This is a genomic window from Vibrio sp. 2CM40D, assembly GCF_023161825.1.
Classification (GTDB): Bacteria; Pseudomonadota; Gammaproteobacteria; order Enterobacterales; family Vibrionaceae; genus Vibrio; species Vibrio alginolyticus.
Window position 1 is genome coordinate 486,232 of record NZ_JALNTL010000005.1, and the last position, 26,012, is coordinate 512,243.

General features: G+C 44.2%; 21 protein-coding genes. 16 read left to right on the forward strand and 5 right to left on the reverse strand.

Going from position 1 to position 26,012, the window contains the following annotated elements; all coding sequences use genetic code 11:
- The first annotated feature begins 40 nt into the window (after nt 1-40).
- The 5 genes from recJ to MTF70_RS14600 all read left to right on the forward strand — a co-directional run bounded on the left by recJ (nt 41) and on the right by MTF70_RS14600 (nt 6,963).
- Nucleotides 41-1,780 (forward strand): single-stranded-DNA-specific exonuclease RecJ, encoded by a 1,740-nt coding sequence (recJ, locus tag MTF70_RS14580; protein WP_017821504.1) that lies wholly within the window; start codon nt 41-43, stop codon nt 1,778-1,780.
- Nucleotides 1,781-1,953: 173 nt separating this feature from the next.
- Nucleotides 1,954-3,052 (forward strand): peptide chain release factor 2 gene (gene prfB, locus MTF70_RS14585; RefSeq protein ID WP_100068604.1). Its coding sequence is split into 2 segments (ribosomal slippage): nt 1,954-2,028 and nt 2,030-3,052, totalling 1,098 coding nucleotides; the frame shifts between segments, so codons are not numbered across the junction.
- Between the two features lie 34 nt (nt 3,053-3,086).
- Nucleotides 3,087-4,604 carry a lysine--tRNA ligase gene (gene lysS / locus MTF70_RS14590; protein ID WP_005382861.1) on the forward strand — a complete coding sequence of 506 codons (1,518 nt, stop codon included), beginning with the start codon at nt 3,087-3,089 and terminating at the stop codon, nt 4,602-4,604.
- 244 nt (nt 4,605-4,848) lie between these two features.
- Complete coding sequence (vpsR, locus tag MTF70_RS14595) at nt 4,849-6,183, forward strand: cyclic-di-GMP-binding transcriptional regulator VpsR (RefSeq protein ID WP_005385970.1); 1,335 nt, start codon at nt 4,849-4,851, stop codon at nt 6,181-6,183.
- 528 nt (nt 6,184-6,711) lie between these two features.
- On the forward strand, nt 6,712-6,963 hold the full coding sequence (locus tag MTF70_RS14600) for a hypothetical protein (protein WP_005381776.1): 252 nt from the start codon (nt 6,712-6,714) through the stop codon (nt 6,961-6,963).
- A gap of 131 nt (nt 6,964-7,094) precedes the next feature.
- Here the strand turns inward: MTF70_RS14600 and MTF70_RS14605 are convergent, their stop codons facing one another.
- Nucleotides 7,095-8,129 (reverse strand): NADP(H)-dependent aldo-keto reductase, encoded by a 1,035-nt coding sequence (locus MTF70_RS14605; RefSeq protein WP_005381774.1) that lies wholly within the window; start codon nt 8,127-8,129, stop codon nt 7,095-7,097.
- Between the two features lie 154 nt (nt 8,130-8,283).
- Between MTF70_RS14605 and MTF70_RS14610 the strand changes: the two genes are divergently transcribed.
- Nucleotides 8,284-8,595: a DUF6482 family protein gene (locus MTF70_RS14610; protein WP_005381772.1), complete on the forward strand. Its 312-nt coding sequence runs from the start codon at nt 8,284-8,286 to the stop codon at nt 8,593-8,595.
- Nucleotides 8,596-8,610: 15 nt separating this feature from the next.
- On the opposite strand, the gene mutH is transcribed toward MTF70_RS14610, so the two are convergent.
- A complete protein-coding gene (gene mutH, locus MTF70_RS14615) occupies nt 8,611-9,291 on the reverse strand; it encodes a DNA mismatch repair endonuclease MutH (protein ID WP_005385968.1) in 681 nt (226 codons plus the stop codon).
- 619 nt (nt 9,292-9,910) lie between these two features.
- On the opposite strand from mutH, the gene rppH reads away from it, so the two are divergent.
- From rppH to MTF70_RS14640, 5 genes are all read left to right on the forward strand, one after another.
- Nucleotides 9,911-10,432 carry an RNA pyrophosphohydrolase gene (gene rppH, locus MTF70_RS14620; RefSeq protein WP_005381953.1) on the forward strand — a complete coding sequence of 174 codons (522 nt, stop codon included), beginning with the start codon at nt 9,911-9,913 and terminating at the stop codon, nt 10,430-10,432.
- Between the two features lie 2 nt (nt 10,433-10,434).
- Nucleotides 10,435-12,681: a phosphoenolpyruvate--protein phosphotransferase gene (gene ptsP / locus MTF70_RS14625; RefSeq protein WP_005385966.1), complete on the forward strand. Its 2,247-nt coding sequence runs from the start codon at nt 10,435-10,437 to the stop codon at nt 12,679-12,681.
- 6 nt (nt 12,682-12,687) lie between these two features.
- Nucleotides 12,688-13,479 carry a sulfite exporter TauE/SafE family protein gene (locus MTF70_RS14630; protein ID WP_005385965.1) on the forward strand — a complete coding sequence of 264 codons (792 nt, stop codon included), beginning with the start codon at nt 12,688-12,690 and terminating at the stop codon, nt 13,477-13,479.
- Nucleotides 13,480-13,566: 87 nt separating this feature from the next.
- Nucleotides 13,567-14,388, forward strand: a complete 822-nt coding sequence (lgt, locus tag MTF70_RS14635) for a prolipoprotein diacylglyceryl transferase (protein ID WP_005381948.1) — start codon at nt 13,567-13,569, stop codon at nt 14,386-14,388.
- Nucleotides 14,389-14,397: 9 nt separating this feature from the next.
- Nucleotides 14,398-15,249 (forward strand): thymidylate synthase, encoded by an 852-nt coding sequence (locus tag MTF70_RS14640; protein ID WP_136976981.1) that lies wholly within the window; start codon nt 14,398-14,400, stop codon nt 15,247-15,249.
- 70 nt (nt 15,250-15,319) lie between these two features.
- On the opposite strand, the gene MTF70_RS14645 is transcribed toward MTF70_RS14640, so the two are convergent.
- Entirely contained in the window at nt 15,320-16,462 is a 1,143-nt protein-coding gene (locus MTF70_RS14645; protein ID WP_025768430.1) for a flavohemoglobin expression-modulating QEGLA motif protein, read from the reverse strand.
- A 147-nt stretch (nt 16,463-16,609) separates the two neighbouring features.
- Complete coding sequence (locus MTF70_RS14650; protein WP_025768431.1) at nt 16,610-17,755, reverse strand: Na/Pi symporter; 1,146 nt, start codon at nt 17,753-17,755, stop codon at nt 16,610-16,612.
- A gap of 386 nt (nt 17,756-18,141) precedes the next feature.
- Between MTF70_RS14650 and nhaR the strand changes: the two genes are divergently transcribed.
- Both nhaR and MTF70_RS14660 read left to right on the forward strand, forming a co-directional pair.
- A complete protein-coding gene (nhaR, locus tag MTF70_RS14655; protein WP_005381942.1) occupies nt 18,142-19,032 on the forward strand; it encodes a transcriptional activator NhaR in 891 nt (296 codons plus the stop codon).
- A gap of 288 nt (nt 19,033-19,320) precedes the next feature.
- Nucleotides 19,321-19,629, forward strand: a complete 309-nt coding sequence (locus tag MTF70_RS14660; RefSeq protein WP_005381940.1) for a metalloregulator ArsR/SmtB family transcription factor — start codon at nt 19,321-19,323, stop codon at nt 19,627-19,629.
- A gap of 304 nt (nt 19,630-19,933) precedes the next feature.
- Here the strand turns inward: MTF70_RS14660 and rpsT are convergent, their stop codons facing one another.
- Entirely contained in the window at nt 19,934-20,194 is a 261-nt protein-coding gene (rpsT, locus tag MTF70_RS14665) for a 30S ribosomal protein S20 (protein WP_005381938.1), read from the reverse strand.
- Between the two features lie 305 nt (nt 20,195-20,499).
- Between rpsT and murJ the strand changes: the two genes are divergently transcribed.
- The 3 genes from murJ (at nt 20,500) to ileS (ending at nt 25,960) form a co-directional block, all read left to right on the forward strand.
- Nucleotides 20,500-22,062 (forward strand): murein biosynthesis integral membrane protein MurJ, encoded by a 1,563-nt coding sequence (gene murJ, locus MTF70_RS14670; protein WP_005381936.1) that lies wholly within the window; start codon nt 20,500-20,502, stop codon nt 22,060-22,062.
- A gap of 69 nt (nt 22,063-22,131) precedes the next feature.
- Entirely contained in the window at nt 22,132-23,067 is a 936-nt protein-coding gene (gene ribF / locus MTF70_RS14675; protein ID WP_005381933.1) for a bifunctional riboflavin kinase/FAD synthetase, read from the forward strand.
- Between the two features lie 64 nt (nt 23,068-23,131).
- Entirely contained in the window at nt 23,132-25,960 is a 2,829-nt protein-coding gene (gene ileS, locus MTF70_RS14680) for an isoleucine--tRNA ligase (RefSeq protein WP_017821497.1), read from the forward strand.
- The last annotated feature ends 52 nt before the right edge of the window (nt 25,961-26,012 follow it).

Below are 26,012 nucleotides of genomic sequence, written 5' to 3' on the forward strand. Positions count from 1 at the left end.
TTTAGGAGCAGAGCCGGCAAAGTTGTCGGCTCTTTCAAGCATGATAGAAATTCAACGACGTCCTGAACCAGATCTTTCCCTTCTTCCTGATTCCATTCCTCCGATTCTTAAACGTATCTACATCAACCGTGGGATAACGGATCTTTCACAATTAGAAACGTCGGCCCGTGGGTTGCATTCATATCAAAAACTCGGGGGGATTGAGCAAGCTGTCGATCTTTTGTTTCAGGCGATAAAAGAACAAAAACGCATCATCGTTGTCGGTGATTTTGACGCTGATGGTGCGACAAGCTCAGCATTATCAGTACTCGCGCTGCGTATGCTTGGTAGTCACAATGTGGATTACTTAGTGCCAAATCGTTTTGAAGACGGTTATGGGTTAAGTCCAGAAGTCGTTGACCAAGCCTTAGAGCTTGGCGCTGAGATGATCATGACGGTGGATAACGGCGTCTCATCAATCGAAGGCGTGCGTTACGCAAAAGAAAATGGCATTACTGTGCTTGTTACCGATCACCACTTGCCAGGACAAGTGTTGCCTGATGTGGATGCAATGGTGAACCCAAACCTTGAGAGCTGTAGCTTTCCATCTAAAGCGCTTGCGGGTGTAGGGGTCGCGTTTTATCTCATGATGGCACTATGCGTTCATATGCGAAAACACAATTGGTTTGCAGAACAGGGGATGCAAGAGCCCAAATTGATGGAACTGATTGACCTTGTTGCACTGGGTACCGTCGCCGACGTCGTTCCATTGGATGAAAACAACCGCATTCTTGTACACCAAGGCTTGCAACGTATTCGTGCTGGCAAAGCGCGTCCCGGCATCCAAGCATTAATTGAGGTCGCGAAGCGCGATGCGCGTCGTTTAGTTGCGTCTGACTTTGGCTTTGCTTTAGGTCCACGTATTAACGCTGCAGGTCGTCTTGATGACATGTCTTTCGGTGTTGAACTATTGATGTGTAACAACATCCACGCTGCTCGTCGCATGGCAAGTGAATTGGATGGCTTGAACCAAACTCGTAAAGAGATTGAAGAAGGCATGAAGCAAGAAGCGATGGCTTTCTGTGAGCGCCTTCAGTTTGGTGAAGGCAATGAGCTTCCTTATGGCTTAGCCTTATTCCAGCGTGATTGGCACCAAGGTGTGATTGGTATTTTGGCTTCGCGCATTAAAGAGAAGTTTCACCGTCCAGTCATTGCATTTGCTGATGGCGGAGAAGGGACGATTAAAGGCTCGTGTCGTTCTATTCCGGGGCTACACATGCGCGATGCGTTGGATTTCATCGACACACAAAACCCGGGTTTGATCATCAAGTTTGGTGGACACGCCATGGCAGCAGGCTTAACGATTAAAGAGCAGGATTTTGAGCGTTTCAGTCGTTTGTTTGATGAAGTGGTAAAAAAGGAACTCGATGAAGCGGCGCTAAAAGGCGTGATCATGTCAGATGGTGAACTTAAGCCGGAAGAGTTCTCTATGCATGTTGCTGAACAGCTGCGATCGGGTGGCCCTTTTGGACAAGCCTTCCCTGAACCAATCTTTGATGGTGAGTTTAAAGTACTGCATCAAAAGCTGGTGGGTGAGAAGCATCTTAAATTGATGTTAGAGCCGCTTTATAAAGGTCACCCTACCAATGTGATGATCGACGGCATTGCATTCAATGTTGATCTACGCCGATGGCCAGATGCATCGGTTAAAACAGTACGTCTCGCGTATAAGCTGGATGTGAATGAATTTCGTGGTAATCAATCATTGCAATTGATGATCGACCATATCGAAGCTAAGTAATACCTAGATTAACCTTTCTTATAGAGTACGGTTGCCCCTAAGTGGGCGTAAAATTTTATGACCGTGCTCTCTCTCACCGCAATCTGATTTCTCATCCGAAATTTTCCTGTATCTCGGTCACATTTTTCAGTAGAATTTCTCGGTTAAATTCTATTCTAAAATGTTGAGTAAACATGTTTGAAATCAATCCAATTAAAAACCGTCTGCAGGACGTGTCTCAGCGCACAAATGTCCTGAGGGGGTATCTTTGACTATGACGCGAAGAAAGAGCGTCTAGAAGAAGTCAACGCAGAACTTGAACAACCAGATGTATGGAACGAACCTGAGCGTGCGCAAGCACTGGGTAAAGAGCGTGCATCACTAGAAGCGGTTGTTGAAACCATTGATCAACTAGAGCAAGGTGTGGAAGATGTAGAAGGTCTTCTTGAGCTGGCTGTAGAAGAAGAAGATCAAGAAACATTTGACGAAATTGAACCAGAACTTGCTGAGTTGGAAGAGAAGCTAGAAAAGCTTGAATTCCGTCGTATGTTCTCTGGCGACCACGATAGCTCTGATTGTTACATCGATTTGCAAGCAGGTTCTGGTGGTACAGAAGCACAAGACTGGACTAACATGCTGCTGCGTATGTACCTACGTTGGGCAGAAGCGAAGGGCTTCAAAGCTGAAGTGATTGAAGTCTCTGAAGGTGAAGTCGCGGGTCTTAAGTCGGCAACAGTTCGCATCTCTGGTGAGTATGCGTACGGTTGGTTACGCACTGAAACGGGCGTCCATCGTCTTGTTCGTAAATCTCCGTTCGATTCAGGCGGTCGTCGCCATACGTCATTTGCTTCTGCGTTCATCTATCCAGAGATTGATGAAAACATCGACATCGACATTAATCCTTCCGACCTACGTATTGACGTTTACCGTGCGTCAGGCGCAGGTGGTCAGCACGTAAACACCACAGAATCTGCGGTACGTATTACGCACGTACCTACGAACACAGTGGTTCAGTGTCAGAATGACCGTTCTCAACATAAGAACAAAGATCAGGCAATGAAACAGCTTCGAGCGAAGCTATTTGAGCTTGAATTGCAAAAGCAAAATGCGGAAAAACAAGCTAATGAAGACGCTAAGTCTGACATTGGCTGGGGTAGCCAGATCCGTTCTTACGTATTGGATGACTCACGTATTAAGGACCTCCGTACGGGCATTGAAAACCGTAATACTCAAGCGGTTCTTGATGGCGATCTGGACAAATTTATTGAAGCTAGCCTGAAATCAGGTCTATAAAGCTTTTCACCGACAAAAACAGGATACATCGAAAATGACTGATGCTGTTCAAAACGAAACTGTACTAGAAGAAAATAAGCTGATTGCTGAACGCCGCGCTAAACTGGATGCAATCCGAAAGAGCTGCAAAGCGAACGGCCATCCAAACGACTTCCGTCGTGACGCACTAGCGGGCGACCTTCAGAAAGAGTTCGGTGAAAAGACGAAGGAAGAGCTAGAAGAGCTTAACCACGTAGTAGCAATCGCTGGCCGTATCATGGCTAAACGTGGTCCATTCTTGGTAATTCAAGAAACTTCTGGCCGTATCCAAGCTTATGCTGACAAAGCGGTTCAAAAAGTACTTAAAGAAAAATACCAAGGTCTAGATATCGGTGACATCATCGGTGTTAAAGGTGCACTTCATAAGTCTGGTAAGGGTGACCTATACGTGAACATGGAAGAGTACGAGTTGCTAACCAAAGCACTACGTCCACTTCCAGAAAAGTTCCACGGTCTAACTGACCAAGAGATGCGTTACCGCCAACGTTACGTTGACCTGATCGTTAACGAAGACTCTCGTCAAGCGTTCGTAGTACGTTCTAAAGTAATGTCTGCAATCCGCAACTTCATGATCTCTAAGCAGTTCATGGAAGTTGAAACGCCAATGATGCACGTTATCCCTGGCGGTGCGAGTGCGCGTCCATTCATCACGCACCACAACGCACTAGACATGCCAATGTACCTACGTATCGCGCCAGAGCTATACCTGAAGCGTCTAGTTGTTGGTGGTTTTGATCGCGTATTCGAAATCAACCGTAACTTCCGTAACGAAGGCCTTTCTCCACGCCACAACCCAGAATTCACAATGATGGAATTCTACATGGCGTACGCAGACTACAAAGATCTGATGGACCTAACTGAAGAACTACTAAGCTCAGTGGCGCAAGAAGTTCTAGGTTCAACGTCAATGCCTTACGGTGATGAAACGGTTGAGTTTGGTGGTACTTACACTCGTATGAGCATGTTCGAAGCAATCAAGCACTACAACCCAGACCACGCGCAAATCCAAGCGCTAACAGAAGAAGACCTACAAAACCGTGATCTAATGGTTTCTATCGCGAAATCTGTTCACGTTGAAGTAGAACCTTTCTGGACATGCGGTCAGCTTCTTGAAGAGATCTTTGGTGAAACAGCAGAACCTAAGCTAATGCAGCCTACGTTCATCACTGGTTACCCAGCAGATATTTCTCCGTTGGCTCGTCGTAGCGATGATAACCCGTTCTTTACAGACCGCTTTGAGTTCTTTATCGGTGGCCGTGAAGTAGCGAACGGTTTCTCAGAGCTTAACGATGCTGAAGACCAAGATGCACGCTTTAAAGCACAGGTTGAAGCGAAAGAGTCTGGTGACGACGAAGCAATGTTCTACGATGCAGACTACATCACTGCTCTAGAGCACGGCCTACCGCCAACAGCAGGCCAAGGTATCGGTATCGACCGTTTGGTTATGCTACTGACTAACACGCACACTATCCGTGACGTGATCTTATTCCCTGCAATGCGCCCGCAAGCGTAATGCGATAGGATGAGTAAAAAAACCACCTTCGGGTGGTTTTTTTTTGCCTTTTAGTTAAGGTAATTCAAGTTGTTGCACTTGCCTTTTAATGGGATATGCAAATAAACATTCGCCAAATCTCAATCTATTGCATAGTCTTAATACTGAGACAGACGTGAGGGGGCGGAGTCTCGATAATGTTACCCGCTCGCAAAGATAAGTTTGTGGCACAAAATTTCTATTAACAATGAAAAAGGGTTAGAGAATGGCTGGGCAGTTTAAGATGGATTCCATCCCGGGATCGCTTGTGGTAGTTGGCGGTACTTATGAGCCTTGGTTATCGGTACTGGAGCAAGTGGGCTGGAAGTGTCATCAAGTAGGTGACTTACGCAAAGCTAATACGCTGTTAGAAGATATTGGTCCATGTATCGGTATTGTTGATCTCAGCCATGACGAGTTCAGCTTGAATGGTTTGGCGAACTTAGTCAGCTCTCACAAACACGTACGTTGGTTAGCGTTTATTCGTGAATCTCAGCTTGGCACTGACACCATATGCCAGTTCATTGTTAACTTTTGTATCGATTTTTTCACAGCGCCGATCCCAGATGCACAGTTATTAAGCACAATAGGTCACCAGCTTGGCATGCTTAAATTGGAGAAAAAAGTTTGGCCTAGTTTTGGTAGCAGTTTAGATATGGGTTTGATCGGTGAATCTATCCCGATGAAACGTTTACGCGATCAAGTGAAGCGCATTGGTCCAACGGACGTCAGCATTCTGATTTCTGGGGAAAGTGGGACTGGTAAAGAGGCGGTTGCTAGGGCCATCCATAAAGTCTCTTCACGCTCTCATAAACCGTTTATGGCAATTAACTGTCGCGCACTCAATGAACAACGTTTCCAAGCTGAAGTATTTGGTATTAACGCCGATGAAGATATGGAAGCATGCCTGCTTGAACAAGCAGATGGTGGCACCGTGTTGTTTAATGACATTCTTACCATTTCAAAAGAGCAGCAAATGAATCTGCTGAGATTCTTGCAAGAAGGCACCATTGATACCAAAGATGGCGTAAAAGCGGTTAACGTGCGTATTCTTGCTGCTAACTCGTCGGATGTTGAAAAAGCTTTGATTGACGGTGACTTCAATGAAGAGCTTTACCATTACATCAACGTTCTGCGCATCAATGTCCCTAGCTTGAAAGAACGTGCGAGTGACATCGCATTGCTGGCTCGTTTCTACTTACAAGAGTTCTCAAAAGAGTACAACTCGCAAGCAAAAAGCTTTTCTGAGGATGCATTCAAGGCACTGACACGTTATTTCTGGCCTGGAAATGTGCGTGAGCTGATGAACCAAGTGAAGCGAGCGGTATTAATGTCCGACAGCGTAATGATTGAAGATCATCACTTAGATTTACCTCAACGTAATGACTCAAAGCGCAGCTTGAAATCAATCCGAGAGAAGAGTGAACGTGATGCGTTGCTGGTTGTTTTGGAATCTCATTCTGGTCAAGTTTCAAATGCGGCGAAAGAGCTCGGAGTTTCGCGTGCAACCATGTATCGACTACTTAATAAACATAACTTGATTTCCGAACAAGCCATGTAGTTGGCCTTTCCCTGTGTTAAATAGGCGAATAAATACAATAAAAGAGAGTGGCCACAGAGCCGCTCTTTTTATTTTTGTTTGGTTTGATTTATAAAATCCGCAAATTTATATATTCCTCAGGTGAATATGTTATACATAAAAGTATATGAAACTAAATTGCGGTGTATTGATTTGTTTTTAATCAAAAAGGCAAAAAATGTTTGATATATATTCATCAAAGCTTACAATTTAACCGTAACTCAATGAGTTATACCTTTCATAAACGGATTAATTTTTAGCTAGGAGGCGCAAGATGAAACATTACGTTGTTAACACCACTGCTTGCGCTGATCGTATGCCTATCGCTCCGATAACCCTTAAATCGGATGATACCAATACCACTGGCTCACAAGATAAAAATTAATCCGTAACCTATCATATTTATTACTAGGCTGCGGGAAAGTAGCGGCTTAGTATCAACAGAATATTTCTGTTCATTTTACGCACTATTTTTCCCAGTCGAATACATCGATAATCGGAGAAAATATTATGCGTCACTCTATTTACTTACAATTGGCCACTTTGCTATTGAAAGCAGACCTTAAACGCGAAGAAAAGCAATGGCAGCGTACCATACGCCGAACTGCTCATGATATTCCATGGACGAATGTTCATCTATTGAGGGATATTGGTTTAGATCGCGATGGTCGTTCTACACGTGCCAATGTTCCGGATGCAGTAAAAGTTGAACGTCGAGTTCGTCACCTTCGTCGAGTCTTAACGTCGCGAATAATGACGTAATCGTTAGCGTGTTGGGCTGACTGAGTTGCTAACGAGTCATTCAACACGCTTAACTTTTTATATGAAGTATGACTTCATTGGATAAACAGCTGATCTTGAAGATCAGCTGTTTTCGTTTGAAGGTGGTACTGTTAAGGGCAAGGATTCGAGTAAGTTGTACCTATTGCTTGAATTTCAGTAAGTAGTTCGTCGCTAAGTTGCAAATCAATACTGTCGATATTGGCTTTTAATTGGTCTAGGTTTGTTGCTCCGATAATGTTAGAAGCAACAAATGGACGCTGATTGACAAACGCGAGCGCCATTTGTGCAGGGTTTAGACCATGCTCTTGAGCTAAATTGACGTAAGCTTCGGTCGCTTTAACACCTTGCGGAGTGAAGTAGCGCGCAAAACGCTCCCACTTAGTGCATCGAGCGCCTTCAGGTTTTGCCCCGTTTAGGTATTTACCACTCAGGCAGCCAAATGCCAAAGGAGAGTAGGCAAGTAACTGAACGCCTTCGTAATGGCTGATTTCAGACAAGCCAACTTCGAAGCTGCGGTTCAATAAGTTATATGGGTTTTGAATGGAGACAATTCTTGGCAAATCGTGTTTTTCTGCCAAACGCAATAGCGACATCACACCCCACGGCGTCTCGTTGGATACGCCGATATAGCGCACTTTACCTGCATTCACTAATTCAGTAAGCGCTTCCAACGTTTCAATTAACGTGACTTCTTCTTGTTTGTCAGGGTATGGGTAGTTGAGTTGACCAAAGCAGTTGGTTTGACGCTGCGGCCAATGTAGTTGGTACAAATCGACATAATCGGTTTGTAGACGATTAAGGCTGTCATCAATTGCTGTATGGATGTGGCGACGATTAAGGCTCATGTTGTCTCTGATGTGAGGAACATTGCGAGGGCCTGCCACTTTTGTTGCCAGTACTACTTTCTCTCTTTTGCCGCTTTTTGCTAACCAATTACCGATGTATTGCTCGGTGAGCCCTTGTGTTTCCGAGTTTGGCGGTACAGGGTACATCTCTGCGGTATCGATGAAGTTCACCCCATGATCGAGGGCAAAGTCGAGCTGTTCAAAGGCGTCCTTTTCTGTGTTTTGCTCGCCAAACGTCATAGTGCCGAGGCAGATTTTACTGATCTCAAGTGATGAGTGCGGTAGTTTTGTGTATTGCATATCACGTCCTTGAAGAGTTACCGACTAAATAAGTGACTCCAATATAGGGGATTTGTAGCCGCAATCGCAAATGATTTACGTATAAAGGAAGAGCAAACTCGAAAGCTACAGTTAGCCTAACTACACTTAAATGATCGTGTGAAGGAGGTATGTTATGCAGAAGCATCAATTGGACATGTGGCTACATGGTCCACATAAAGATACTTATAAAACTCCCAAAGTATTTGTGATTGGGTGTTCTGATGTCTCTGACTATCTTTTAGCTGTGGAGTACAAGCATCAACTTGAGCCGATTAAAGACGGTGAAGACCCGATACATTTTGGCTCTCTAGACTTAGTAAAAGAAGAACTATTGAGGCTAGGGGTCGATAAAGCGTATTTAAGGCTGCGCAATGCGTATGACGAATGTGGCACTGAAGAGGCAGCCTCATACTGCGATATTGAGTTATCGCTCGTGACGCACTAAATAGCTGATATAGTTTTATTCTGGTTGAGTGTTAATGTAGTGCTTGAGTAAGATCTGTTCAGTAAACTGTGTTCTAAGGTAAAAGCCTCGGGGCAGAGTTTTCATCGGCTTACCATTTGAGTTATATGCTTCGGTGAGCGCTTTTGCATTTGCGGCTTTAGGGCGAAGATGCAGCGCTTCTCCGTGTCTGGCGGAAATTTGATCAAATCTTCCCAAGACGATCATCTCCATTAACTCTTCCCAGTCATTTCGCAAAATCCGTTCTTCTTCTTCATCTGGTGACCAAATGAGTGGACTGCCCACACGTCTTTCAGGGAGTGGGATTTCTCGTTCTCCTTCTACGGGTACCCAAAGGACACGAGATAGCTTGTTTCGAACATGACTTGTTTCCCATGTAAGACCATGAACACCAGTGAGGGGCGCCACAGAAACAAAGGTTGTTTCTAAAGGTTTGCCAGAGTAACTGATCGGAATACTTTTCAACTCGATCCCTAGTTTTGCGAAATCTTGTTGAGGTTTACTGCCAGCTGGAGCGCCCAAGTGCCATTCGAGTAATTGACCCACCCAACCTTTATCACGTTTTAAGTTTTCAGGAACAATCATATTCGCCTCGGCGGCCAACTCAGCAAAACAGAGTCCTGCCATATCATGCGCTCGTTCCAATAGCTCTGCTTCTGTTTGTGGTTCTGGTTTCATAGTTACAAGGTGGTATTACAAAAAATATAGTTTATCAAACTCCGACCAAATCTACTGTTTAAGATTTCACCGAGGCGGTGTAAGAACGATCAATTCATAACTTATCCACAGGTGGAGGAGGTATTGATAAGATCCTGGCGGGGTCTGTATGAATAAACAGGGGTTAAAATGCATTTTTGGGGTTGATTTTGTTGTAATCATCTAAACGAATAGCAGGTGAGTGTGGATAAATAGCCTGTTGGTGGATCTTTGACCGATCTGAGTTTGGTGAAAAGATCATCAAGAAACTGAAGATCGAATTATCGTTGTTTTTAAAAATAAATACTTTTTTATCAATGTTTTATGTTTGTTTTTTTGTTTCTTCATCTGTTTTGCTTTTGATGGGATTGAACTGAATTACTCATTTGAATTGAATTCTTCACAAAGTTATTCACAGAAAAGGTGAATAAATGTGGGCAATGTCTCACTCTTGTGTTGATAAGGTATGGTTTGATTAAAAGATATCCAAAAATGGTGAAAAGGTAATAAATCTTGCTCATATCACATCAGTAAGTTTGCTAGTAATGGGGATATGTGGAAAAATCACGGTAATAAAAAATTTATTCATAGAGGTTAGCCAGTGATAGATGGCGATGGTTACCGACTTAATGTTGGTATTGTGATATGTAATAACCATGGTCAGGTCTTCTGGGCTAAACGATACGGGCAACACTCATGGCAATTTCCACAAGGTGGGATTGACGAAGGTGAAACCCCTGAACAAGCCATGTTCAGGGAGTTATACGAAGAAGTCGGTTTAACGAAAAAAGACGTTAAGATCATTGCAACAAGTCGTCATTGGTTAAGATATAAGCTACCAAAGCGATTGGTGCGTTGGGACTCCAAGCCTGTTTGTATCGGCCAAAAACAGAAATGGTTTCTGCTGAGATTAGAATGCGATGAGTCTCGCATTAATATGCAACGCGGAAAATCCCCTGAATTTGATGGTTGGCGCTGGGTAAGTTACTGGTATCCAGTTAGGCAAGTTGTTTCTTTCAAGCGAGATGTTTATCGACGAGCGATGAAAGAATTTGCATCCTTAGCCATGCCTTTTCGAGAGAGAAAAGCGAAAGGGAAAAGAAAAAAGCAACGTAGAGGATAATCATGCTCAGTCAGCTAAGGGAAATAGTTGAGAAAGTCTCCAGGGTCGATGATGTGCATCTGGCACTCGATATATTGGTGAAAGAGACTTGTGCTGCCCTTAGTACTGAGTGCTGTACTATCTATCTTGCTAATGAAGAAATGCAGCGCCTTGAGTTAATGGCAACTCAAGGCCTTATTTTTGAAGGTGATAGTATTCATATCAACTTCAATGAAGGCTTGGTTGGGTTGGTAAAACGAAGCGCTGAACCCCTTAACCTTGCCGAAGCCTCAAAACACCCCGAGTTCAAATTCTTTCCTCAACTCGGCGAACAGATTTACCACTCTTTTTTAGCTACTCCAATCATTCATCGTAAACAAGTTTTAGGTGTGTTGGTGATCCAACAAAAAACGCCGCGCTTGTTTAGTGAAATGGAAGAATCGTTTCTTGTTACCTTATCCGCTCAGTTAGCGGTGCTCATTGCACATGCGCAGAATCTTGGGCATTGGCAGTTAGCATCTAAACCCACGGTATTAAAAGGTTTGCCTGCGTCTACTGGTGTCGCGATTGGAGAGTTTTGGTTCGACAATACCCAGCCGAGTTTATCGGATGTTTTCCCTTCGTCCACGTTAGATAAGGAACGCGAGCACGAGACATTACTGGTGGCCATAGAGCGAGCGTTAAATGACTTTCGCCGTATGCGGAAAAAGCTGGACAGTGAAATCAACAAAGATGCGCTGGCGATCTTCGATCTGTTTACTCACTTACTGAATGATCCGATGCTTCGCGGTGATTTGAAGAAGCAGATTGAAAAAGGAGATAGGGCAGACTGGGCGTTACGCCAAGTTGTAGAGTCATACTCGAATCGATTTGCAAGAATGTCGGATGTATACATGCGTGAAAGAGCGCAAGATATCCGAGAGTTAGGGCAAAGGCTGCTCTATTTTCTGCACAACAGTGAGCAAGAAAATTCTGCAATTGATCGTCCCATTATTTTGGTGGCGAACGAACTCACTGCCACCTTGCTCGCTTCTGTACCTAAAGAGTTTTTGTTAGCCGTCGTATCATTAGAGGGAGGCGCAAACTCTCACGCTGCCATTTTATCTCGAGCTCTTGGGGTCCCTGCAGTCATGGGCGCCAACATTAATCCGGATGTGGTGAATGGCAAACTCGGGATAGTCGACGGCTATACGGGTGAGATCTTCTTAGAGCCAAACCGCCAGTTGTTGCGAGAGTATCGCAGCTTAGTAAGCGAAGAGTCTGAACTGTTTGCCATGGTAAACAAGGACCTCGCACTCCCTGCGGTTACGCAAGATAATCACCATATCGAAATTATGCTGAATGCGGGACTCAGTGCAGACAGTAATATTGCCATCAACACAGGTGTTGATGGTGTTGGGTTGTACCGAACTGAGATTGCATTTTTACTTCAGCATCACTTTCCTTCGGAAGATGAGCAGTATCATCAATACCAAGCAATACTTAACAGCTATCCGAATCAACGAGTAGTGATGCGTACTTTGGATATTGGTGGTGACAAACCTTTGCCGTATTTGCCCATCGAAGAAGATAATCCGTTTCTAGGCTGGCGTGGCATTCGTTTTACATTGGATCATCCAGACATTTTCTTGATCCAGCTGCGTGCAATGTTAAGAGCGAGTGCAGAAAGCGGAAACTTAAGTATCTTATTGCCAATGGTGTCAGGGGTAAAAGAGCTAGACGATGCCATTAGCTTGATTAATCAAGCTCACAGCGAAGCCGTTTTGCTTGATGATAGAATTCAATTCCCACAAATTGGGGTCATGATTGAAGTACCATCGATGGTGTATCTGTTGCCAACGATTGCTCACCGTGTTGATTTTGTTTCTGTCGGGACAAACGATTTAACTCAGTATTTATTAGCGGTAGATAGGAACAATTCGCGCGTAGCGGATGTCTATGAATCTATGCATCCTGCGGTACTGTTAGCGCTTAAGCAAATCCATGAGGTGTGTGATAAATATCAGGTGCCCGTGTGTATTTGTGGTGAGCTAGCGGGTGATCCATTTGGCGCTCTTCTCTTACTTGGGTTAGGGTATACCAGTTTGAGTATGAACACCTCCAACGTGGCTAAGGTGAAATATTTGATTCGTCATAGTCAACAAGAAGAATTAGAAAAATTAGCGGAGCAAGCAATGACAAAGTCCTATGGGGAGGACATTCATCAAATGATGCATGACTTCTTCATTCAACAGGGCTTTGCGGGCTTTATCCGTGCAGGTAAAAAGTAGGAAATCGTGACCGTCTCTTTATTTTTGTTATTGTTGGCGCTAGGCGCTTTTGTGGGTGTGATGGCGGGGTTACTCGGTATCGGTGGTGGTTTGATTGTTGTTCCTGCCTTGTTGTATTTGCTTCCTCTTGCTGGGATCTCTCCAGAAATGAGTATGCACATGGCCTTAGCCACTTCGTTAGCGAGTATTATTGTCACGTCTGGCTCATCGGCGATGAATCACCTTAAGCTCGGCAATGTCGATATGTTTGTCGTAAAATGGTTGATGCCTGGTGTGGTCATTGGTGGCTTTGTTGGTGCCAATATTGCTGAGTGGATCCCTACACACTATTTGCCGAAAGTGTTTGGTGTCATTGTTCTTTGCCTGTCAGTACAAATGTTTCGTTCCATTAAAGTTACGAGCAGTAAACCTATGCCGAGCAGCCCTGTGACTGTAGTTTACGGCACGGGAATTGGTGTCGTATCAAGCCTTGCTGGTATTGGTGGTGGCTCACTGTCGGTACCATTTTTAAATAAACATGGGATAGAGATGCGTAAAGCGGTGGGCTCATCCTCCGTTTGTGGTTGCGTGATTGCCATTTCTGGTATGATCGGCTTCATCTTACATGGCTATAAAGTGGAAGGCTTACCTTCATACAGTATTGGCTATGTTTATCTTCCCGCTTTATTAGCGATTGCTATGGCCTCGATGCTCACAACAAAAGTGGGTGCGAAGCTGGCAACTAACCTTCCAACTGCGGTATTAAAAAAGATATTCGCGGTGTTCTTAATGTTTGTTGCAGCGACCATGCTGCTCTAAGTTTGTACCCAAGTCATTCTCGCTGAACCAAGCATCTAGAGGTTACTTGGGTATATTTATTTTGTTGTGATAAGAAGAGAATGATTTATGTCTCAGGGATATATTGAATTTCCCAATATTGATCCGGTTTTAATCTCTATTGGTCCTGTTTCGGTTCGTTGGTACGGTTTGATGTACCTTGTGGGCTTTATGTTTGCTCTATGGTTAGCGAACCGACGTGCGGATAAGCCTGGAAGTGGTTGGACACGAGAGCAGGTTTCTGATTTGTTGTTCGCAGGCTTCCTTGGCGTGGTGATTGGTGGCCGTGTAGGCTACGTGCTTTTCTACAATTTTGAGCTCTTCCTGGCTGACCCTTTGTATCTATTTAAAGTGTGGACCGGTGGTATGTCTTTCCACGGGGGCTTACTGGGTGTGATTACCGCGATGTTCTGGTATGCACACAAAAACGGGCGAACTTTCTTCGGTGTTGCTGACTTTATCGCGCCGCTTGTGCCATTTGGTTTGGGTATGGGGCGTTTAGGTAACTTCATGAACAGCGAGTTGTGGGGCCGAGTAACGGATGTGCCTTGGGCGATCGTTTTCCCAAATGGCGGTCCACTGCCACGTCATCCATCGCAACTTTATGAAATGGCGCTTGAAGGTATCGTCCTTTTCTTCATTTTGAATTGGTTCATCAAGAAACCTCGTCCTCTAGGTTCTGTTTCAGGACTCTTTCTTGCGGGTTACGGAACCTTCCGTTTCCTAGTAGAATACGTGCGCGAACCAGACGCTCATTTGGGTTTATTCGGTGGCTTTATTTCCATGGGACAGATTTTATCCCTGCCAATGGTGGTTATCGGTGTCCTCATGATGGTTTGGGCATACAAACGTGGTCATTACAAAGACGAATTACCACAAAAGACGAAGTAAGGTATTGGTGTGAAACAGTATTTAGATTTGTGTCAACGCATCGTTGACCAAGGTGTTTGGGTTGAAAATGAGCGTACAGGCAAGCGCTGCCTGACCGTAATCAACGCGGATTTAACCTACGATGTTGCGAACAATCAATTTCCGTTGGTCACCACACGTAAAAGTTTTTGGAAAGCGGCCGTTGCAGAACTATTAGGGTATATTCGTGGTTACGATAATGCGGAAGATTTTCGTAAGCTGGGCACGAAAACCTGGGATGCCAATGCCAACCTAAATGATGCCTGGTTGAATAACCCATACCGTAAAGGTGAAGACGACATGGGCCGTGTCTATGGGGTTCAAGGGCGCGCCTGGGCGAAACCTGATGGTGGTCATGTTGACCAGCTACGTAAGATAGTGGATGACTTAACGCGTGGTGTTGATGACCGCGGTGAAATCTTGAACTTCTACAATCCGGGTGAGTTCTACATGGGGTGCTTGCGTCCTTGTATGTACAGTCACCATTTTTCATTGCTGGATGATACTCTTTACCTGAATAGTACTCAGCGTTCGTGTGATGTACCGCTTGGCTTAAACTTCAATATGGTTCAAGTTTACGTGTTCTTGGTGATTATGGCGCAAATTACGGGCAAGAAACCTGGTCAGGCATTTCATAAGATTGTGAATGCTCACATTTATGAAGATCAGCTTGAACTGATGCGCGATGTTCAGTTGAAACGTGAGCCATTAAAAGCGCCGACGTTCCATATCAACCCAGAGATTAAATCTCTAGAAGATTTGGAAACATGGGTCACACTGGATGACTTTTGGGTTGAAGGGTACGAGCATCACGATCCTATTCGTTACCCATTCTCAGTGTAACGAGTATCGTTCTTCAAGATATAGAAAAAGCTCCGAATGGAGCTTTTTTCTTTTTTGTACTTAGAAGGTATTATTTTAGTGCACTGACAATATAACGGTGAATTGGGTTGGTCTGCATCGGTGTGGACAGTGCCGGGCTAATAAACTTAGGTTGAGTGAATATTTCTTTACTCACTAATGAACGGATAAGCTCAAAGTACTTCAGCTCTGTTTTCCCGCACAACAATAGTGAAAAGTCATCGCCCAATCTATCATAGGCATTGAGCACCTCTCGGAATCCTCTAAGATACAAGTAATCCTTCGTTAAACCTCCACCTCGATAGACTCGGGCAGTCGTTGTAAATGCTTGAAGATCAGAAGCTTTATACTGTTCTTTTAATAGCATGAACGTATGGCGGAAATCGCGATCCTTGATCATCGACTCTACTGCCAGAACTCGTAAGGCTAAGGTTCTTAGGCGCTTGATACTGAAATGTCCTGACAGATACTCACATAATATAGCCAGCCCTTCTTGAGTGTTGGTATTGGCAGGACAACCTAAGCTCAGGACTTTTAGCGGTTGTTGACGACCGTTAAGCGTAGTTAGGAGATGTACTCCCATTTCATGATGTGCAAGAGCCTCCAGCTCATCAGTGGTGATGTACGCCGCGTGGTTAATTTTGACTCTAGATCCTGAAACTAGTGCGTTTGCTAACATCCCGTCCAACACCTGTATTTCACATTCATACCCATTGCGTTGAGCAAAATTTTGCATGAAACGTGCTATTGCACGGCTATCGTGCTGAGGTTCTTTTTCTTCTTCTGTAGGAAGGTGCAATATGAAATGGGCGTTGGCAATATCTTTGGCGCTCGGTTCCCCATAATAGCGTAAGGAGTTATAAAGAAACTCTTGCGTACCTATGGTATTCACTTGATCCAGTTTATCTGCATAAGACTGAATTACATCCGCGTACAGCCTCTGCAGTTGGGTGTCTTGAATGTTTTCTAGAGGTAGCTCATATAGACGTCGCTTTGCGCTGTGGGTATCTACGTTAGTAATTGAATATTGAAAATTAGGCTCTTGAGAATATTTGTTTTTAATGAAACGTTCTCTTTCTTGAGCATAATTAAGAGGATTCACGCTACTGAGGATATCAATATCAGCAACCAGTTGGGTTAGGTTTTCGTCTATTGCGAGTAGCTGATCAGAAATAGCGTCATTAAGCTGCGTCATGTTGTCGACTCCAAATGAGATAGCTCAGCATAAGCATGCTGATGTGGCTCAAATTATCACCGGACAATCGATTTGAACAGTTTAATTATCATAAAAAAGGCTCCACGATGTGGAGCCTAAACAATAAGCGATGGTATGTCGTTGTTGTTACGTTGTTAGGGCTAGAATTGCACCTGGTAGAATAACGAATACTGACATTAGGTAACCACCAACAACTGCTTTATTCTTAATAGCCATTTCAGAAATCATCTCAGCGCCTTTAACCGGAATCTCACGTAGGAATGGAATTCCAAAGATAAACAGCGTCGCCATGATGTTAAATACTAAGTGGACTAGAGCGATTTGTAGTGCGAATACTGCGAACTCTCCAGATACCGCTGTCGCTGCTAGTAGTGCCGTAATACAAGTACCAATGTTAGCACCCAGAGTGAAAGGGTAGATATCTCGTACTTTCAACACGCCAGTACCAACCAACGGAACCATTAAACTTGTCGTGGTTGAGGAAGATTGTACTAGAACGGTCACGATTGAGCCTGATACGATGCCGTGAATAGGACCACGACCGATGGCGTTTTTCAAAATTTCACGTGCGCGACCAACCATTAGGCTCTTCATCAATTTACCCATCACTGTGATTGCAACGAAGATAGTCGCAATACCCAAAGCAATAAGCATGACGCCGCCAACAGTATCACCGAAGGTAGAAAGTGGCTCTTTAATTGCGCCTACGACTGGCTTTGTAATTGGTTTAATAAAGTTGAAGCCTTTAATGCTCATATCACCAGTAGCAAGCAGTGGAGAAACAAGCCAGTGAGAAACTTTCTCTAAAATGCCGAACATCATTTCCAACGGAAGGAAAATAGCGACAGCAAGCAAGTTGAAGAAGTCATGAATGGTTGCACTTGCAAATGCACGTTTGAACTCTTCTTTACAGCGCACGTGGCCAAGAGACACAAGCGTATTGGTCACTGTGGTACCAATGTTAGCACCCATCACCATAGGGATAGCGGTTTCTACAGGTAAGCCACCTGCAACCAAGCCTACAATAATAGACGTTACAGTACTTGAAGACTGAATTAAGGCTGTTGCCACCAAGCCGATCATTAGACCTGCAACTGGGTGTGCGGCAAATTCAAATAGCACCTTAGCTTGATCGCCAGTTGCCCATTTAAAGCCACTACCAACCATAGATACTGCTAGAAGAAGCAGATATAACATGAATGCCAAGTTAGCCCAGCGTAACCAACGAGCTGTGCTCGAAATTGGTGCCACTGTTGAAGTAGCTTGGTTCATCATAATTTTCTCCGTTGACCTTTCAGTTCATTTTTCGGTCTGTAGTTGAATCTGCGGGCGATGTTAGAGAACAAATATTTCAGTAATATTACAGATTTCTTGCTGTGAGAGATTTTTATTGTTCTTTTTGATAATGGCGTAAAAGAGGAAGAAAATTAATTTTTAACTTGTTGATTTTAATGGTTAAATTTTGATTTAGTTTTGTTTGGTTTTTGCGTTTTTTTTGTAGAGAAAATGCGCCTCAGTTCAACTTTTATGACAGTGTTGACTTTATACTTTCGGTAAAACTTATGCTTTTGTAAGGTATTGTATGGTTTTGTCGAGTTTATTGTTTGTCTCTGTCACATTTGGTATAAAAAGTATCACTTTCTTTTCGGGACTCGATCATGTCACATCTAAACTACAACCATCTCTATTATTTCTGGATGGTGTGCAAACAGGGCTCTGTAACTAAGGCGGCTGACGCGCTCTTCCTGACACCGCAAACCGTGACAGGACAGATTAAAGCGCTTGAAGAGCGCATGAAAGGAAAGTTAACCAAGCGCAATGGTCGTACAGTTGAGCCCACTGAGTTAGGTCAGCTTGTGTTTAAGTACGCCGACCGGATGTTCGGTTTGAGCTATGAGATGTTAGATATCGTCAATTACAGCCAGCACTCGAACATTCTATTTGAAGTTGGTGTAGCCGATGCATTATCTAAACGCTTGGTCAGTAAAGTACTGATGACGACCGTCCCGGAAGATAACAGTATTCATTTACGCTGTTATGAATCGACCCACGAACTGCTACTTGAACGCCTTTCTCAGCACAAGCTAGATATGATCCTTTCGGATTGTCCCGTTGATTCTACTCAAAGTCCTGGCCTTTATAGCAAAAAGTTAGGTGAAAGTAGCATGAGCTTTTTTGCTTCTTCTGAAATTGAAAATGTGCGATTCCCTGAGATCTTGGAACAAAAAAAACTTCTGATTCCCGCGAGCCGAACGGCTATGGGGCGTAAAGTTATTCAATGGTTTGATCGTCAAGGTCTTCAACCCAATGTGCTGGGGGAGTTTGATGATGTTGCGTTGATGAAAGCTTTTGCTCGGTACCACGATGATGTGATTTTCTTGGCACCGACCGTATACATGTCGGAGATTGAAGACGACCGAAATTTACAGCTAATTGGCCATGTCGATGGGCTAAAAGAAGAGTACTACGTGATTTTTGCGGAACGAATGATCCAACACCCCGCGGTAAAAAATGTTTGTGATGCTGATTTCAGTCAAATGTTTGAGTAAACCCGTATCGTTGCGTAAATAAATAGATTACTATCAATAAAAATATAATTCTAAATAATATCTAAGTAAGCAAGATACTTGTTTTAGTGAGCAAAACTATTAATTATTGATGGCGCACCAATTAAAATCCTTGGTGGATAATATTGGTGTATCACTAACAACTAAATTAGAGGTTCTAATAATGAAGACTCTGGAAGTGTATCTTGATTTTCTTAGATATATAAATCAGTGCAACACAACAAGCTGGCCAGGGTTGGAATAAGTAAGTTGTAGCTAGAGGTCCAACACATGAATCTACAAGAAATGGAGCAGAACTCCGCAAAAGCCGTCGTGTTGCTCAAAGCGATGGCAAACGAGAGACGCCTACAAATCCTTTGTATGCTGCATAACCAAGAGCTGTCCGTGGGAGAGCTGTGTGCAAAGTTAGAGCTAAGCCAGTCGGCATTATCTCAGCATCTTGCTTGGCTTCGCCGTGATGAGTTAGTCACGACAAGGAAAGAAGCACAGACGGTGTACTACACATTAAAGAGTGATGAAGTGAAAGCGTTAATAAAAACACTGCATAGTCTTTATTGTGCTGAGAGTGCTCAACATTAATTAAATAGTCCTAATATACTGCTCATCTTAGAGTGTGAATCTAACTTGTTGGAATATTTGAGAGTGGCGTTAAACTTTTGATGATAGGGTACTACTCATCGACCAATTTGCTTTGTTCTCAAGTGTTTTATTAGTGCTTTCTAGTTTGAGCGTTATATGGGTAATGAGTAAGCTGATGTCTTTAAATGGGACATTCAGAAAAAGAAAAGCTGGCATTGCCAGCTTTTTTTATTAAGAAAACTTTGTAGATATAAAAAAACCGACACAAGGTCGGTTTTTTCTTCACTGTAAAATCAGGACTCTATTAAAGAGCTTTGATTTGTGCAGCGAAACGAGACTTATGGCGAGCTGCTTTATTCTTGTGAATAAGGCCTTTAGTTGCCATGCGGTCTAGGATAGGTGTAACTACAGCGAATGCAGCAGTTGCAGCTTCTTTGTCGCCTGCTTCGATAGCAGCAACAGTTTTCTTCATGTAAGTACGCATCATTGAGCGACGGCTAGCATTGTGCTGACGACGTTTCTCAGCTTGGATAGCGCGCTTCTTAGCAGATTTACTATTTGCCAAGGGTCTAACTCCCAAAAACTTAGTTCTGTGACAATTTAAGGGCGAGGAATATCCCTCATTTGCGCTTAAATGTCAAATGATTTGTGCAAAAACCGATCTAAGCCAAAACAAATTTTGGTAAGAGAGGTTATCGCGGTTAAGATGGCGGGGATTCTAACAGCATTTTTATACCAATGCTAATAATTATCCGCGAAAGGCACACTTATTCCTTACAACCCGCGGATAGATTTTTGACGTCTATTTGCAGCACCTGTCAGAGAAACAGTATAGGGTTAGCTGTCTTATGGTGATATTCCGAGGTTACAGTGAGTAAACGACTACTCAAGTCTGGCATGATCGTCAGTGCTATGACATTTATTTCCCGCGTTCTTGGCCTAGTTCGTGATGTTGTAGTGGCAAATTTAATGGGGGCAGGAGCAAGCGCAGACGTCTTTTTCTTCGCCAATAAAATTCCTAATTTTTTACGACGTTTGTTTGCTGAAGGTGCTTTTTCCCAAGCGTTTGTACCTGTTTTAACGGAAAGCCATGCTCAAGGCGACATGGATAAAACTCGGGAGCTCATTGCTCGTGCGGCGGGTACATTAGGGGTGATAGTCTCAATTGTTACCATCTTAGGTGTTCTAGGTTCCGGAGTGGTGACTGCACTGTTTGGTTTTGGTTGGTTCCTAGACTGGATGCATGGTGGTCCCGCGGCTGAGAAGTTCGAACTTGCTAGCGTGATGCTCAAGATTACCTTTCCTTATTTATGGTTCATCACTTTTGTTGCCCTATCGGGAGCCATTCTCAATACACTAGGTAAGTTTGCGGTTTCTTCGTTTACTCCCGTCTTCCTCAACGTAATGATCATTTTGGCAGCATGGTTTATCTCGCCGCAGATGTCACAGCCAGAGATTGGCCTTGCCATCGGTGTTTTCCTTGGTGGTTTGGTTCAGTTCTTATTTCAAATCCCTTTCCTTATTAAAGCGGGGGTTATGGTTAAGCCGAAATGGGGCTGGCGCGATCCGGGCGTGGTGAAGATCCGAACCTTAATGATTCCTGCTTTGTTCGGTGTGTCGGTAAGCCAAATCAATTTGTTGTTTGATACTTTTATTGCCAGCTTTCTGCAAACCGGTTCGATCAGTTGGTTGTACTATTCAGATCGCTTGTTGGAATTCCCGTTAGGTCTGTTTGGTATTGCTATTGCAACGGTGATTTTACCAGCATTATCACGCAAACATGTTGACGCACAAAATGAAGGATTCGCACAAACCATGGACTGGGGGGTGCGCATGGTGATCTTACTTGGCCTTCCTGCAATGCTTGGTTTGATGGTACTGGCAAAACCTATGTTGATGGTGTTATTCATGCGAGGTGAGTTTTCGCCACAAGACGTACATCAAGCATCATTGTCACTCTTTGCTTACGCTTCAGGCTTGTTGAACTTTATGCTGATTAAAGTGCTCGCTCCGGGTTATTACTCGCGTCAAGACACTAAAACGCCAGTGAAATACGGCATCATTGCGATGGTGACCAACATGGTATTTAATGCAATTTTTGCGTACTTCTATGGCTACGTTGGCTTGGCTATCGCGACGGCACTATCGGCATTTGTGAATATGGCACTGCTGTATCGTGGCCTGCACATCGCAGAGGTATACCAAATCACTAAGCGAACCGTCTTCTTTATTATACGTTTAGCTATTGCTGGCGCGGCGATGGTGGCGGCAATCTTATGGCAACTGGAAGATATGTCAGTATGGCTGGGCTGGAGCTTTGCTCACCGAAGCGCGGTGCTAGGGATGTTGATCGGTTTAGGAGCCGTAGTTTACCTAGTGGTTCTATTTTTAACTGGTGCGCGTTTAAAAGACCTAAAAGCTGGGACAGACTGAGGGTGATTAGTATATAATCCGTCAGTTTCACACAGTGTAAAGTAAAACAGAGGCAGAAAGCAGTATCCAATGGAACTGATTAGAGGCATTCACAATATCAACCCGCGACATCATGGTTGTGTGCTGACTATTGGCAATTTCGATGGTGTCCATAAAGGCCATCAACAAGTATTGCAGCAAGTGTCTGAGCAAGCGGACAGGCTATCCTTGCCTTCTGTTGTGATGACCTTTGAACCTCAGCCGATGGAGCTGTTTGCCAAAGACAAGGCACCTGCAAGGTTGACGCGATTACGCGATAAGTTCGTGCAATTGAGTAAGCTCGATATTGACCGCTTACTGTGTGTCAATTTCAATCGCCATTTTGCAAGTTTAACCGCGGAAGAGTTTATCCGTGACTTGTTGGTCGAGCGTTTGGGTGTTAAGTTTCTTGTCGTTGGTGATGATTTCTGCTTTGGCAAAGGCCGTACAGGTAACTTTGCAATGCTGCAGGAAGCAGGGGAAAAATACGGCTTTGATGTCGTAAGTACCCAGAGCTTTTGTTTACAACAATTACGTGTCAGCAGTACGGCTATCCGTCAAGCGCTGGCGCGTGACGATTTGCATTCCGCGCAACAGATGCTGGGAAGAAACTACAGCATCAGCGGTCGTGTTTCTCACGGAAGAAAGCTAGGTCGAACCATTGGGTTCCCTACTGCAAATATTCCTTTGAAACGCTGTGTTTCTCCGGTTTCCGGAGTCTATGTTGTTCAAGCGCTTGGCTTAGGAAATAAGCCAGTTGGTGGTGTTGCTAATATTGGTCAAAGACCAACCGTCAATGGTGTTCGCCAACAGTTAGAAGTGCACTTATTCGACTTTCATGCCAATTTATATGGCAAGCAACTAGAAGTGGAACTTTTGCATAAACTTCGAGATGAGCAAAAGTTTGAGTCGTTTGAAGCACTTAAACAACAAATCGAATTGGATGCTGAAGCAGCAAGGGTGTGGCTGCGTCAGCTTAAGCGTTGAGCGGTTTATTCCACCGTTCAACATAATGTCTAATTTTCGCCCAATATAACGGAATTAAGAATCGATGAGTGAGTATAAAGATACCCTGAACTTACCTGAAACAGGGTTTCCAATGCGCGGCAACCTGGCCAATCGTGAGCCAGAAATGCTTAAGCGTTGGTACAAAGAAGATCTTTACGGTGAAATCCGTAAAGCTAAGAAAGGCAAAAAGTCATTCGTATTGCACGATGGCCCTCCTTACGCAAATGGTGACATTCATATTGGTCACGCACTAAACAAGATTCTTAAAGACATTATTATTAAATCCAAAACACTTTCAGGTTTTGACGCACCTTACATCCCAGGCTGGGACTGCCACGGTCTACCAATCGAATTAATGGTAGAGAAGAAAGTAGGTAAGCCAGGCCAAAAAGTGACAGCAGCGGAATTCCGCGAGAAATGTCGTGAATACGCAGCAGGTCAGGTTGAAGGTCAGAAAGAGAGCTTCAAACGCCTTGGTATCATGGGTGAGTGGGACAAGCCATACCGCACTATGGATTTCGCAACTGAAGCGAACATTATTCGTGCTCTTGGTAAGATCGCAAGCAATGGTCACCTGCTAAAAGGTTTCAAACCTGTTCACTGGTGTACAGACTGTGGTTCTGCTCTTGCTGAAGCGGAAGTAGAATACAAAGATAAAGTATCGCCATCTATCGACGTTCGTTTTAAAGCGGCTGACGAAGCGGCACTGCTATCTAAATTTGAACTGACAGAAGGTCATGAAGGTCACGGTGACGTATCTATCGTTATCTGGACAACAACACCTTGGACACTGCCAGCAAACCGCGCAGTATGTCTACGTGATGATCTAGAGTACGTACTTATCCAAACAGAAGGCGACAACGCCGAGCGTATCATCGTTGCTGCTGAGCTGGCGAAAGACGTAATGGACCGTGCAGGTATCGAGCACTTCCACAACCTTGGCTTTGCTAAAGGTGCGGATCTAGAGCTTTCTCAATTCCAACACCCATTCTACGATTTCACTGTACCGGCGATCCTTGGTGATCACGTTACGACTGATTCAGGTACTGGTGTTGTTCACACTGCACCTGGCCACGGTCAAGAAGACTTCGCGGTTGGTAACAAGTACAACCTAGAAGTAGCAAACCCAGTTGGTTCAAACGGCGTTTACCTACCAGATACAGAGCTATTTGCTGGTCAGCACGTATTTAAAGCGAACGATGCAGTAGTAGAAGTACTGAAAGAAAAAGGTGCACTACTACACCACCACGCTTACGAGCACAGCTACCCACACTGTTGGCGTCATAAGACCCCAATCATCTTCCGTGCTACACCTCAATGGTTCGTTTCTATGGACCAAGCTGGCCTACGTGCTAAAGCATTAGAGTCAATCAAGAATGTAGAGTGGATGCCTGAGTGGGGTCAAAGCCGCATCGAAGGTATGATCGAAGGTCGCCCTGAGTGGTGTATCTCTCGTCAACGTACTTGGGGTGTGCCAATTGCTCTGTTTGTTCATAAAGAAACAGCAGAACTTCATCCAAACACGCTAGAGCTGATCGAGAAAGTCGCTAAGCTGGTTGAAGAGAAAGGCATCCAAGCATGGTGGGATGTAGATGCCGCTGAACTACTAGGTGCTGACGCTGACCAATACGAAAAAGTGCTAGATACGCTAGACGTATGGTTCGATTCAGGTGTCACTCACTTCTCTGTTGTTGATGCTCGTGAAGAGTACAACGGCAACAGTGCAGACCTATACCTAGAAGGTTCTGACCAACACCGCGGTTGGTTCCAATCTTCTTTAATTTCATCTATTGCGATGAAAGACGAAGCACCTTACAAACAAGTACTGACACACGGTTTCGTGGTTGACGGTCAGGGTCGTAAGATGTCTAAATCTATCGGTAACGTGGTTGCGCCAAAAGACGTAACCAACAAGCTAGGTGCTGACATTCTTCGTCTATGGGTTGCTTCTACAGACTACACTGGTGAAGTTGCGGTTTCTGATGAAATCCTAAAACGCAGCGCAGATGCGTACCGTCGTATCCGTAACACAGCGCGTTTCTTCCTAGCTAACTTGAGCGGCTTCAACCCTGAAACAGACATCGTTCCTGTTGAAGAGATGGTTGCGCTAGATCGCTGGGCGGTTGGTCGTGCACTAGCAGCACAAGAAGAGATTGTTAAAGCATACGAAGAGTACAACACACACGGTGTAACTCAGCGTCTAATGCAATTCTGTTCAATCGAAATGGGCTCTTTCTACTTAGACGTAATTAAAGACCGTCAGTACACAGCAAAACGTGGCGGCAACGCTCAACGTAGCTGTCAGACTGCACTTTACTACATCGTAGAAGCGCTAGTTCGTTGGATGGCGCCAATCATGTCGTTCACTGCAGATGAAATCTGGAACGAAATGCCAGGTCAACGCGACAAGTTCGTATTCACTGGTGAGTGGTTCGACGGTCTATTCGGTCTTGCTGAAGGTGAAGAGCTGAACAACGAATTCTGGTCTGAGATCCAAGCGGTTCGTGGTGCGGTAAACAAACTTCTAGAAGATGCGCGTAAAGAGAAAACCATTGGTGGTGCACTACAAGCTGAAGTGACTCTGTTTGCTGATGACGCACTAGCGGCGAAGATCAACAAACTTGAAGATGAACTGCGCTTTGTTCTACTAACCTCTGCGGCGAAAGTTAAGCCTCTAGGTGAGAAGACGGATGCAGCACAAGCCACAGATATCGAAGGCTTGTTTGTAGAAGTAGCAGCAGCTGAAGGCGAGAAGTGTGACCGTTGTTGGCACCACACGCCAGACGTAGGCACAATTGAAGGTCACGAGAAGATCTGTGGTCGTTGTGTGTCTAACGTAGACGGCGAAGGTGAAGTACGTAAATTCGCGTAATTGCCTAGAACGACTGAACTTTTTTTAAAATTAACAGCCCCAGTATTTACTG